This is a genomic window from Subtercola frigoramans (assembly GCF_016907385.1).
Lineage (GTDB): Bacteria > Actinomycetota > Actinomycetes > Actinomycetales > Microbacteriaceae > Subtercola > Subtercola frigoramans.
The window spans coordinates 2,931,887-2,943,617 of the sequence record NZ_JAFBBU010000001.1; the positions used below are offsets into that span (position 1 = coordinate 2,931,887).

Here is an 11,731-nt window from a genome sequence, read left to right on the forward strand (position 1 = left end):
ATCCGTCCGACTTTCAGGGGTCCGGTCCGCCTGTAGGGCGGACCGGACAATATGTGTTTCTGCCTACTTCTGCTGGAAGTCGTACAGGTTCGGATAGACGTTCGTTGGGAGCATCTTCACGGTGGTGTGGGCATCGGTGGCGATGCTGTTCTGCGGCCGGAAGAACGGCGCGAACCAGGCCTGGTCGACGATGTACTTGTTGAGTTCGGTTGCGGCTTGGTCTCTCTCGGTCTGCGTGCCGAACTGCATGGACTTCAGGTACCCATCGACCGTCGCATCCTGGTAGTGGAACGGATTCCAGGTCGCGGTCGGCGAGATCATGAACTGTGCGACCTGCCAGTCTCCGCCCTGCTCGAGATTGATGTACCCGGCCGGGTACTTCGCCGCGACCAGATCAGCGATGTAGTTGTTCCCGGCATCGGTGTAGTTGACGGTGATGCCGACATCACTGAACAACTGCTGGAGCAGGGTGTATGCCGCTGGCGGAATAGAGGGGCTGGTGGGCAGGTTGAGCGTGAACCCGCTGGCGTAGCCCGCTGTAGAGAGAAGCTGCTTCGCCTTAGCCGGGTCGTAGGAATACGTGCTGTCTAGCGCGGAATCGAAGGCGGTTGATCGCGAGGGGAACACCTGCTCGGTGACCGTGCCGGCACCCTTCTGCAATGCCTGCAGAAGACCTGGCCGGTCGAGAGCGTAGTTGATCGCCTGGCGGACCCGAACGTCTCCGAGCGCAGGAACCATCGTTCCGGCACGATCGAAGAGCAGAAGACCCCCGACGTTGATCTCTCCAGCGTTGACGGTCCAGCCTGACGCCTGCACCTCGGCGAGGTTGAGGTTCGACGCCAGGCGCACACCGTTCGCCTCGCCGGATTTGATGATGTTCAGCGCAGCGGTCTGGTCGGCCACTGTGTTGACGACTACCTTGTCATAATGCTGGATGGCGGGATCCCAGTAGTTCGGGTTCTTCGTGTACACGTAGCTCGTGCCGATCACCGTGGATGCGGTGTCCATGATGTAAGGCCCTGATCCGATCGGGTCTGTGGCAAGTGCTGCCGCATCGGCCGCGATCGCCTGTCCGCTCGCGATGAGGCCGGCCTCCCTCGTGAGGTACGTCACCAGGGCCGGGTCCGGGTCGGTGAGATTGATCACGACGGTCTGAGCATCAGGAGTGTCGATAGAGGCGACGTTCCGCAGTGCCGAAGCAGTGGATGATGTGCCGGCCTTGAATCGTTCGAGATTCGTCTTCACGACCTCAGACGTGAGGGCCGAGCCGTCGGAGAACTTCACGTCGTTGCGCAGAGTGAGCGTCAGCGCGGTGTTCGCATCGTTGTACTGCCAGGCGCTGGCAAGGAACGGCTTGATCGTGCCGTCTGCATCGGCCAGCAGAAGCGTGTCGTATGCCGCCTGGAAATACGGGGTCTGGTTCGCCCACTCGGCACCGGATGCATCCAGCGTCTTCGGCGCGACCGTTGCGACGAGCGTGAGGGTGCCTCCGGTGGCGCCGCTGCTGTCGCTTGTTGTTGGTGACCCAGAGCACGCACTGAGCGCTAGAACAGCTGCCAAGGCGAGGGCTGCTGTGACCTTCCTACGGAACATTCTTTGTCCTCCTTCAGGACGCTTCACTGCGTCGATTCGCCACGCTAACACGAAAACAAGCATGACTGTAGGTTTTGGAGGACGCGATCTATACAGATTGGGAATGATTCCGGTTGTAGCCCGAATGGGTGTCGTTTCTAGCGGGTTGATCCGCTGGCGAAATGGAGCTGCGAGCGGGCCTCATCGAGGGTCTCCAAGATCTGCACGGTCTCGTCCAAGGAGTGAAGCGGCGACTCGGTGCGGCCCTCCCCCACGAAGGTCGCAAGCGCTGTCGCCTCCCACGAGAGCGCTTGGTAGAACGTCAGGCCCGAGCTGTCGGTCCAGGTCAGTCGCGGCCCATGCACCTCGTTGTCTCGCAGCGTCAACGACGTCGGCGTGTGGTGCGGGCCAGCCATCTCGATCCGGGCCTCCGACCCTCGAATCGAGGCCGACGAGTCGGTGCGGGCGATGATCGAACTGATCAGAGTCGATTGTGCGTCGGCCCCGTGGCCGAGCACAACCGTCGAATACGCGTCGACCCCACTCTGCGTCAATCCACCGATTGCCCGCACAGAAGTGGGAGCCCCGAGGATCATCGAATCCAGCTGAATCGGGTAGATCCCGAGATCGAGCAGCGCTCCTCCGCCCAGTTCGGGGCGATAGAGGCGATGCTCGGAATCGTACGGGATCGCCTGGCAGGACTCCGCCAACACCCCGCGTGGTTCCCCGAGCACACCATCGTCGACGAGCATCCTGATGACTGACGCCTGCGGCAGGTACCGGCTCCACATACCTTCCATGAGCAGGATGCCCTGCTGCCGCGCAGCCGCCACGAGCCTACGTGCGTCTGCGGCACTCGGAGCCAGGGGCTTCTCGACCAGCACATGCTTTCCCGCCGCAATGGCGAGGAGACCGAGCTCCACATGCATGGCCACCGGTGCAGCCACATACACGACGTCGATCTCCGGAGAATCCACCAGCTCCTCGTACGACGCGTAGACGCGATCGATGCCGAACTTGGCCGCGAATTCATCGGCTCTGCTGCGCGAACGCGAGGCGACTCCCGCGATCGTCTGGTTCGAGTGCTGCTGCACAGATTGGGCGAAAGCGGCCGCAATTCCACCCGGTGCGATGATGCCCCAACGAAGTGTCGGCTCACCAGACCCGGGGAGAAAGGCCGCAGGTTCGGGAAACACGGAAGGAATCATCTGTTCGGCCTCGTGATCGATCGTGAGCCACAGCAGGTCTGCTCGGCACGTACTCAGCCGAATATAAGGCGTTCTCCGGTCACAGGTGCAATCGGAATCGACCCCTAACGGGCATCCTCAGCGCTGTCACTGTGCTTCAGGAGCACCTCATCGGCCTCGTCTGGCCGGTCGGGGCCGATGACGCAAGCCGCGAACACCTTCTGTTGCGCGCGCAGATCGCGCTCGCAACGAGTCTGGGCGTCGTGCTGCTGCGATCATCGTCAGGGCTGGAACCCCTGTCGTCAGCAAGAGTGAATGAACTCAGCGATCCGCTGGGTGATGTACTCGCAGCCCTCCTGCAAAACCAATCTGTCGTGCGCGTCCACCCCACCTGAGTGCGTAATCGGGAACTGCCAGCGTGACACTCAGCCCCAGATCTTCGCCGTGAGCGCAGCGAGCAGCCCGGGCGTTGCAACGTTCGCCTGGCTCACGTGAATGTAGACGTCGTCGCGAAGAAACGCCGTGTCGACAACTTCGACGTTGTACTTCGGGTCGGAGCTCACGAGTTGGCACGACGCCCCCGAGGCCTCAGACGTGCAGGCATATCCCTTGCCAGGCAAGCTGCTCAGGTACGCGTTCGCAACCGTCGGGTCGACCGTTGCGACTTCGATCGCCATATTCGTGATGTCGGCCGTCGGGTCGCGCCAGACACACCGCAACTGCGTTGCCGCATACAACGTCTGGGCGAGGGTCGCTCCGCTTGCTGCCGGAGTCGGAGTAATAGACCCTGCCGGGAACGAGTACTGGGCGCCGGGCGTGCCGACAACTGCGGGGTCGTTCAGTGGCCAGGCCCCAAAGGAGTCGACGAACGGCGTCGAGGCAATCAGTACCGAGCAATCCGTCGGGATCGACACGGTCGAAGCGGCCGGCACCGCGCTCGCCGAGACGCTCGGCGCGGTCGGCGTGACACTCGGAACTATGGTTCCAGCTGCGCTCGAAGGGCCAGACGGTGGGGTGCTCCCCGCACAACCCGTGAGCGAAATGGCCAGAAGTGCCAAAGCAATGGCGAGCGGAAGCTTGTTCATGGGCACGCATTCTGAGCGATAGAAGTATTCACCCATAGTATTGCTCAGTTATCGTCGTCGGCTCAGTAGCTGCCATACGCGATTCGCGCGTGCACCCGGTCACCCGAGCCAGAACGATGCTATCTCCGCCGCGATGCTCTGACCGAGATCGCGACCGGCAAGCGCCGACGGCCTGCGCACGCCCGGGTCGAGCGGATTGGCACCAAATGCAGCGAGCGAGGCAACGTCGGCATAGACAACGTGCGCTCGGGACGGCGTAAGAGCGTCGAGTTCGGCCGGGCTGATCGAGAACCCGGCAGGGGTACGCTCAGCCTGCGGGATGAGCACCAGCACCGGGTCGAAACCGGCCGCTAGGTCAGCGTTGGCCATTGCGCGCACGCCACCGTCGATATAGCGGTGTCCAGCCAGTGGAACAACGGGCCAGACTCCCGGCACCGCCGAGCTCGCCTCGACCGCGTCGATGAGCGAGACCCCAGAGGTGCGATCGAAGACGACCGGGACCCCTGTGTCGGCATCGACAGCAGTGATCCGGAGATCTCGGTCTGCCCAGGCCAGACCAGAGAGCCGCGCCTCGATCACATCACGCCGAATGTCACGGTCGATCGTCTCGGTGTTGACCGCGATTGCTCCGATTCTCCTGCGTGCGTCATCGGCCGAGCTCGCCTCGCTCCGAGCATCTGCCATGCTCGCCATGAACGAGACGAAGTCCACTTCGACGAAGACCTCAGCGTTCTTCTCCTCGAGTTGCCGGTCGAAAAGATACTGAAGGGATGTTCCCGCAGCCAGGTGAGCCGCGACATTCGAGCCGGCCGAGGTGCCGATCAGCGTCGTCGGTGCGCCGATGATGCGCGCCGCCGCCTCGGGTTCGACATCCTGGATGCCAAGCAACAACCCCGTCTCCCAGGCGATCCCCGAGAGACCGCCGCCAGCAAGAACCAATGCACCATTTGTCATACCGTGACGTTATGTCGAGCTGGTGACATTGGGCTTGTTCGAGATACAGGCTTCGCCGCTCGGCACGACGTCACCGCCCTGGCCGGAGTCTCCTCAATGCACTCTATTTCACAGCTCCGGCCGAAAGTCCCTGCACGATGTTGCGTTGCACAAGCAGGAAGGCGATCAACACGGGCAGGGAAATGATGATTGACGCTGCCATGGCCTCGTTCCAGCGCACCTCAACGTTCGTGGCGAAGGCTTGCATTCCGACCGCTAGTGTTCGGGTGTCGGTGGTGGTCAGGACCGATGCGAAGAGCACCTCGCCCCAGGAATTCATGAAGGCGAACACACCCACTGCCACGATTCCGGGGCGCGCGATCGGGAGGATGACACGGATGAAGCCACCGAGCCTCGACGTGCCATCGATCATCGCGGCCTCCTCCAGCTCTTCGGGCATGGCCGCAAAGAATCCCATGAGCATCCAGATGGCAAAGGGAAGCGAGAACGTGAGGTAGGTGATGATGAGCCCGAGGTAACTGCCATTGAGTTGCAGCCCGATCGTACGTTGGATCTGGATGAACAGCAGATAAAGGGGCAGAAGAAACAGAATTCCCGGGAACATCTGCGTCGACAGCACGAGCAGGCTGAACGACCGCTGGCCCCGCCACTTCAGTCGGGTCAATGCGTAGGCCGCGATGATGGCGATGAGCAGAGACAGAACCGTTGCAGTCACCGACACGATGAGGCTGTTCGCGAAGTATTTCGCCAGTGGGATCGTGCGCCACATCGTGATGTACGGGTCGATCGTGAAGTGCTCTGGCAGCCAGGTCCACGGTCCCGACACATCCCGCAATGGCTTGAACGACGACGTGACGATCACATAGATCGGGAGGGCGGCGAACAGGAAGAGCACGGCGAGCACTATCGAGCGCACGACCCGGAATGACGTTGTTTCACGCATGAGTGGCTTTCTCCTTCGGCATGACCAGCCGTACGTAGATGATGGTGACGATCACCAGGAACACGAGGAGCAACGTGCTCACTGCGGCACCGAGGCCGAAGTTCCACGTGCCGAACGAGAACTGGTAGATCAGAGGCGAAATCAGCTGGGCCTCTTTCGGTGACGAGATGCCGAACAACACGAACGGCACATTGAACTGGTTGAACGACGCCAGGAACATCAAGAGAATCAGCACGACGTTGGAGGCGCGGATCATCGGAAGAGTGACCCGGAAGAACGTCTTCATGCGTCCTGCGCCGTCGAGCGATGCTGCTTCATGTACCTCTGCGGGAACCGATTGCAGGGCAGCGAGTTGCAGCAGGAAGGCGAAGGGCCAGAGGCTCCACACCGACACGACGACAATGACGAAGAACGCTCCCGGCCCGACGAGCCAGAACGGGCGGTCAGACACAATATGCAGTTGATCGACCAGAACCGAGTTGACGAGTCCATCTCGTTGGTTGAAGATGAACGCCCACGCGATCACACCGACGAAAGCGGGAATCGCGTAGGGAATGAGAAAGAACGTCCGAAAGAACGCCCGGCCGCGAAAGTTTGTCGACAGGTAGTAGGCCGCCGCGGTGCCCAGCATCCATGACAGGCCTACCACCAGAATCGTGTACACAATCGTTCGAAGCAGCGTCTCGAAGAACTGAGAACCGATTGCGCCCGCCGGGTCGAGACCTCGCATGTAGTTCTCGAGCCCGACGAACGGTGCCGCGATCCAGTTCCTGATCGAGACTTGGTTCAACCGGATGAAGCTCGTGTAGATCCCCAGGAACATCGGGATGATATGAATGCTCAGCTCCGCGATCAGCGCTGGCAGTACGAGCAGGTAGGGCAGGAGGTTCCTGCGCGACCGGCGACGAGGAGGAGCTGGTGGCTCGATCGCGTCGGGCTTGCGTACCACCGGAGGCTTTGGAGATGTGGCTACAGACATGATCTTCCTTCTGAACGCAGTGGAAAGTGACGAAGGGGCCTACTGAGAGGCGGCCAGCTGTCCGTTGGCCGCATCGAGAATCGCCTGGATGTCGGCACGGGATGCGGATCCCGACGTTGCGGCCTTACTCATGATCTGTTTCATCGCGTCGCCGATCACTGTTTCCGCTTGCCCGGCGAGCGTGTTGAGCGGGTAGCCCGCGGCGGTGTTCTTGAGGATGGACTCAGACGTCGTGAACACCTCACTCTTGTCGACCTTGTCTGAGCCGAAAGCTGCACTGTTGGCTGGCAGGATGTTCGGAAGTTTGACGGCCACGTCTACCTGGGTCGACTCGCTCGAGAGGAACTTGAGAAGCTGAAGCGATTCGTCACGGTGCTTCGTAGCACCGAAGACTCCGATGTTCACCCCGGCGATGTGCGTGGTGATCGGTTTTCCGGGAAGATTGTCGACCAGCGGAATCTGGGCGACCCCATAGTCAGCGAATTTGGCCTGGTCGAACGCGCCATTGGCGCCCGGAGCGAAGATCATTGCCGCCTTGCCATCGATGACGTTCTGGTATGTCGGACTGAAGGAGACGTCTTCCACGTTGGACGGTGACATCACCTTGTCGACATTCATCAAGTCGACGAACTGCTGCGCAGCATCGACCATCCCCGGAGCATTCAGGTTGGCCTTGCCCGCATCGGTGAAGAAGGGAGCATTGTTCTGTTCGCCGAATGCGAACATGGTGTGGGCCCACTCCTGGGCGAATCCCGCCGGGTAGCCGAAGCCCCACTGGTCGATCTGTCCATCGCCGTTCGTATCGAGCGTCAGCTTCTTCGCGTCGCTGACGAATTCGCTCCACGATGCCGGCGGAGCGGTGATTCCGGCAGCAGCAAAGAGCTTCTTGTTGTACCACATCTGGGTGACTCCGGTGACCCACGGGATCATGGACGGGCCGCCTGTGTTGTCTCCGCCAGCGGCCTTGAGCGCGGTCGGAACGAACTGGCTGCTGCCTCCGATGCTGTCCATAGTCGAGTTGTCGAACTGTACGAAGGCGCCGGAGTCGGTCAGCGGGCTGACCCACGTCGTCCCCGTGCTGATGAGGTCGGGGCCTTCTCCTGCGGTGATCGCACCGAGGATCTTGTTGTAGTAGTCACCCCATGCGTTCACCTCCACATCGACCGAAATTCCGGTGTCTTTGGTGAACGGCGCAACAAGCGTCTTGTAGTAGTCGACGTCGTCAGCAATGCTGGCGCTCAGGTTCGGGGCCCACCATTTGAGCGTGACCGGTTCGTTCGAGGTGGATTGGCCTGTGCATCCGGTCAGTGCACCTGCGACGACGCCAAGCGTCGCCACAGCTGCGGCAATACGGGCAATTCGATGTTTCATTTCTCTCTCCTTTGAGTGACTTTCGGGGGATGGTTCAGCGGGTCAGAGCCGCGCTTCGGTGGGACTCCAGCCAGCAGGTAGGACTGGAGACGGGGGGAAGGTGCTCTCGATGGTGACGACTCGCCCCTCGTCGTGCGAAGACGTAGCGATAGCAGCCATGACGTCGAGAACGTGAAGAGCTCGACGGCCGTCGACCACGAGCGGTTCGACGCCCCGAAGATGGCGGGCGAAGTTGACCACGCCTGGACCGATGACCACGGGAACGTCGCCGATCGGAAATTCCTGCCATTGCGTGCTGCCCGCGTCGAGCAGTGCAGAGGCCAGACTGACGCCATTGGGGTCAGGGGTGCGCAGGGTGGCCGTCGTACCGAAGATCTCCATCTGGCCACCCCGGTGGGAGGCAGAGTCGAACGTGAGCAGGAGCTGGGCGGTGATTCCTGAGGCGAATCCCAGGATCGCGGTCGTGAGCGAGGGAACTTCGACCGGGAATGTCTGCCCCGAAAGCGGCCCGCTGCCGATGGTGCGCTCGAGTGATTTTCGTGTTCCGCGACCGACGACGTCAGTGATCGGGCCGAGCGCTGCGACAAGCGCAGTCAGGTAGTACGGGCCGATGTCGAACAGCGGACCGCCGCCGGGAGCATAGAGGAACTGTGGGCGAGGGTGCCAGATCTCGGGGCCCGCCAAGACAGCTTCACATCGGGCGAAGACAATGTCGCCGATTCCGCCATCAGCAACGAGCCGGAGAGCAGACTGGAATTCACTCCCGAGAGTGATGTCAGGCGCGCTGCCGATTACGACACTGTTCGCAGCAGCGGCCGCAAGGATGGCCCTTCCGCCGTCGACATCTGCCGAGAGTGGTTTCTCACTGTAGACGTGCTTTGATCTCGAGATGGCAGCCAGCGATACAGCTGTGTGCGCCGCCGGAGGCGTGAGGTTGAGAATCACTTCGATGTCAGGATCATCGAGAGCTTCTTCAGGCACGCCGTGACGTGCAATACCGTACTTACCCGCCTGCGCTGCCGCTCGGTCGGGGTGCCTGTCTGTCACGATCTGCACGTCGACGTCGGGATACGCGCTGAGCGAAGACAGGTACATGTCACTGACGGAGCCCGCTCCGATGACTCCGATACGCACGGGGCCGGACGATTGCTGTGATTCGGTCATGAGATGTTCCGATCGTTGAGCAACGCATGAGCTGACTGCATGATCTCCCGTTCGCTTCGTTGCGTGCTGGTGCTTGTGTGGAGGCCGGTGGTCGGCGACGTACTGAACCTAACTGGGCTTCTCGGGCCGTTCAACGCATGTAATGTGCTTTTCGAGCACAGAAGTCCGCTGCAAGAGGCATGACGAACGTCACATGCAAATTGGTTCCCCACAACGCGCTGATTCTGGTAACCCCAGGGAGCGGGCCCGGGGATTCGACAGCGTCTCGTTAGAGCTCTTGACTGATTTCGATCGAGCCGCGGTCAAGCATCTCCTGGACTTCGACGACGCGCCCGGCTTCGTCGAAGGTGAAGAGGCACCAGATCGTGATCGGTGGCCTGCCGGCAAAGTCGAGGTCGAGCAGAGCAAGAACCCTGTCCGAATCAGCCAGTGCCTCTATCTCCGCACGTATTCCATACGGCGGGCGGGTCTCGAACTTCTCACGGGTCACACCCTCGAGATCAGCAATACCCGAGACGGTCGCCTCGACCCCGATCGTCGGAAACGTCTGAAGCCCGTCTTCGTGCCACAGACTCACCCAGGTAGGCAGGTCGCGGTCGCGCTCCGCCTGGTAGAAGCGTTGCACGGTGGCCAGATTGCGGGCCTGGATGGCAGTGAGCATCGGCATTTCCTCCAGTGGGTCCATGCACACGGTAGCCCTGGGCCCTGCGCACGTTCAACGCCCGATTTCATCCGGCTAAAGACGATATTCCGTGACAACGGACTCTCTGCGCGGACAATGCCCTTTCTGCGCGCGCATTCACGGGGCCGGTGCGAACGATGTCGTTCGGGTTCGCGATCTTGCCGGGCCCCGCGGCCGCTGCGTCAGGCGGGCACGCTGCGGCCGATCAGCCCTTCCAGTCGCGCGTAACTCGTCTCCATTCCGTCGGTCATGCCTGTCGCGAGAACGGCGTCACGCTGTTCAAGGTTCGCGTACGTGATGACGAGCGTGAGCAGCGTGCCCGTCTCCACGGGCGTGAGCGTGAGCTCGTTGCGTGTCGCCGGGAAGTCGGTGCCGATCATCGCCTCGGTCGTCACCGCACGGTTCGGCGCTTCGGATTCGAGCAGCTCGCCCGTGAACCCGAAGCCCTGGCCGCCGCCGTCGGGCTCCCACTCATAGCGGTATGTGTCCCCCACGTTCGTAGCGATCTCGCAGACCGGCATGGTCCACCCGTCTGGGCCGAGAAGCCACTGCTTCATCAGCTCGGCGTCGGTGTGCGCGCGCCAGACCTCGTCGATCGGGCCCCGAATGACCCGGGCAACGCGCACCTGCGTGTCACTGAGGAGCTGGGCATCCACAGCCCGTTCAGCGGCGAAGGCCGCAAGGTCGGCGAGCACGGCATCGATCTGCGACATCGCCTCTCGCATGCCCTCGAGCATGCCCATCTCGACAAGCTGTTCGAGTTGTTCAATTGAGGCGAATCTCGCGACGCTCGTCATTCGCGAGCCGGTGTCTGTCGCCTCGAAGGTCAGCGTCATGCGGGTGGAAGGGAGCTCAGTGTTCGGAGCGCCGGTCGCATCGGCGAACCAGTCGATGACCTCGAATGACGTGTCGGGCGTGAGCGCTTCCCACTCCCAGCACCCGTAGTGCTCGTCGCCGGTCGGCCCGGTCATCTTGTAGACGCTGCGGCCGCCCGGCACGGCGTCGTGACGGAGGAAGGTGGCGGGGTAGGTTGGCGGCCCCCAGAAGCGCTCGATCTGGCGAGGGTCGAGATACGCTTCCCACAGCCGACGCAGCGGGGCTGCAAAGTCGGCGACGATGGTGATGGTGAGCTGGTCGAGGTCTTTCTCGACGGTTGTTACGGGCATGATCAGCCTTTCTCATTCTCATTGGATTTCTTGTTTTCGAGCTTCGGATGCTCGCGCACGGGTTCTTCGTTCTGGGCAGGTTCGCCGAGCAGGGCATCGAGGCGGTCGATCCTCGAGCGCCAGAGTTGCTCGAACTGGTCGAGCAGGCGCTGCGCCTGGCGGATGCGGTCGGGCGCGCCCCGCACCATCCGTTCCCGCCCGCGCGCTTCTTTCGTCACGAGACTCGCCTCCTCCAGCACGGCCACGTGCTTCTGCACGGCCGCAAATGACATGTCGTACGATTCTGCGAGCTGCGACACCGAGACCTCGTCGACGAGCGTTCGGCGAACAATGTCGCGCCGCGTCGCGTCGGCGAGGGCCCGGAAGATGCGGTTCACCTCTTCGTCTGTGAGTTCAGTATCTACAACCATTTGGTTGTATGTTAGCCGCGTTGCAGCGTTCGCGCAAGCGGCTCACCGAGTCAGATCACGCGGCATGTTTGCCAGCGCCCGGCGTGCATAACACCGGGGTCGGGGTGCACCGGGGTCGGGGAACGTCACCGCATGCTAACGGCGAAGACCGCCCCTAGCGAGGCCCCGTGCTTCCTGACGCTGTTCGTGGACATCGGCGAGAGGCAGGCATACCGTGG

The 11,731-nt window shown here is 61.9% G+C and carries 12 protein-coding genes; 1 reads left to right on the forward strand and 11 read right to left on the reverse strand.

Annotation, left to right across the window (positions count from 1 at the left end):
• Positions 1–63: 63 nt before the first annotated feature.
• Positions 64–1,593 carry an ABC transporter substrate-binding protein gene (locus tag JOE66_RS13735; RefSeq protein ID WP_205110305.1) on the reverse strand — a complete coding sequence of 510 codons (1,530 nt, stop codon included), beginning with the start codon at positions 1,591–1,593 and terminating at the stop codon, positions 64–66.
• A 137-nt stretch (positions 1,594–1,730) separates the two neighbouring features.
• Positions 1,731–2,768, reverse strand: a complete 1,038-nt coding sequence (locus JOE66_RS13740; RefSeq protein WP_307827213.1) for a Gfo/Idh/MocA family protein — start codon at positions 2,766–2,768, stop codon at positions 1,731–1,733.
• A 143-nt stretch (positions 2,769–2,911) separates the two neighbouring features.
• On the opposite strand from JOE66_RS13740, the gene JOE66_RS13745 reads away from it, so the two are divergent.
• On the forward strand, positions 2,912–3,154 hold the full coding sequence (locus JOE66_RS13745; protein WP_205110309.1) for a hypothetical protein: 243 nt from the start codon (positions 2,912–2,914) through the stop codon (positions 3,152–3,154).
• 30 nt (positions 3,155–3,184) lie between these two features.
• Here the strand turns inward: JOE66_RS13745 and JOE66_RS13750 are convergent, their stop codons facing one another.
• The 9 genes from JOE66_RS13750 to JOE66_RS13790 form a co-directional block, all read right to left on the reverse strand.
• On the reverse strand, positions 3,185–3,844 hold the full coding sequence (locus tag JOE66_RS13750; RefSeq protein ID WP_205110311.1) for a hypothetical protein: 660 nt from the start codon (positions 3,842–3,844) through the stop codon (positions 3,185–3,187).
• 99 nt (positions 3,845–3,943) lie between these two features.
• Entirely contained in the window at positions 3,944–4,798 is an 855-nt protein-coding gene (locus JOE66_RS13755; RefSeq protein ID WP_205110313.1) for a patatin-like phospholipase family protein, read from the reverse strand.
• Positions 4,799–4,901: 103 nt separating this feature from the next.
• Positions 4,902–5,741: a carbohydrate ABC transporter permease gene (locus JOE66_RS13760; RefSeq protein ID WP_205110315.1), complete on the reverse strand. Its 840-nt coding sequence runs from the start codon at positions 5,739–5,741 to the stop codon at positions 4,902–4,904.
• The gene (locus JOE66_RS13765; protein ID WP_205110317.1) at positions 5,734–6,720 is read right to left on the reverse strand and encodes a carbohydrate ABC transporter permease; all 987 of its coding nucleotides are present in this window, start codon (positions 6,718–6,720) and stop codon (positions 5,734–5,736) included. The genes JOE66_RS13760 and JOE66_RS13765 overlap by 8 nt, the downstream gene beginning before the upstream one ends.
• A 39-nt stretch (positions 6,721–6,759) precedes the next feature.
• On the reverse strand, positions 6,760–8,091 hold the full coding sequence (locus tag JOE66_RS13770; RefSeq protein WP_205110319.1) for an ABC transporter substrate-binding protein: 1,332 nt from the start codon (positions 8,089–8,091) through the stop codon (positions 6,760–6,762).
• A 42-nt stretch (positions 8,092–8,133) separates the two neighbouring features.
• Entirely contained in the window at positions 8,134–9,255 is a 1,122-nt protein-coding gene (locus tag JOE66_RS13775) for a Gfo/Idh/MocA family protein (RefSeq protein ID WP_205110321.1), read from the reverse strand.
• Between the two features lie 268 nt (positions 9,256–9,523).
• The gene (locus JOE66_RS13780; protein ID WP_205110323.1) at positions 9,524–9,916 is read right to left on the reverse strand and encodes a nuclear transport factor 2 family protein; all 393 of its coding nucleotides are present in this window, start codon (positions 9,914–9,916) and stop codon (positions 9,524–9,526) included.
• A 203-nt stretch (positions 9,917–10,119) separates the two neighbouring features.
• Entirely contained in the window at positions 10,120–11,103 is a 984-nt protein-coding gene (locus JOE66_RS13785; protein ID WP_205110325.1) for an SRPBCC family protein, read from the reverse strand.
• A gap of 2 nt (positions 11,104–11,105) precedes the next feature.
• Positions 11,106–11,513: an ArsR/SmtB family transcription factor gene (locus tag JOE66_RS13790; protein ID WP_205110327.1), complete on the reverse strand. Its 408-nt coding sequence runs from the start codon at positions 11,511–11,513 to the stop codon at positions 11,106–11,108.
• Between the last annotated feature and the right edge of the window lie 218 nt (positions 11,514–11,731).